Origin of the sequence: Alkalihalophilus lindianensis, assembly GCF_032843265.1 — a bacterium.
Taxonomy (GTDB): domain Bacteria; phylum Bacillota; class Bacilli; order Bacillales; family Bacillaceae_D; genus Alkalihalophilus; species Alkalihalophilus lindianensis.
On the sequence record NZ_JAWJBA010000622.1, the window covers coordinates 1 to 257 of the forward strand.

At 39.7% G+C, this 257-nt stretch carries 1 protein-coding gene; it reads right to left on the minus strand.

The genetic code is table 11. From position 1 onward, the window contains the following. A partial coding sequence (gene folK / locus RYX56_RS23665) for a 2-amino-4-hydroxy-6-hydroxymethyldihydropteridine diphosphokinase (protein WP_317124293.1) occupies nucleotides 1–257 on the minus strand: 257 nt, incomplete at both ends.

Below are 257 nucleotides of genomic sequence, written 5' to 3' on the forward strand. Positions count from 1 at the left end.
CGGACTCCTTCTTTATCAGGTACTTCATCTAGCAATGTTGAAATAGGCTTATCCATCCCAAAGAATTTGATTTCAGGCTTCATTTCTAAAAGTGGAATTAATACAAACGCACGCTCGAACATTCTAGGGTGTGGAACAATGAGCCTCGCATGCTTAATATTTTCTTGATTAAAGGTCAGAATGTCAAGGTCAATTGTCCGTGGTCCCCACCTAATTTCCCTTTTTCTTCCGAGTTCTAATTCTACGTCTAAACATCG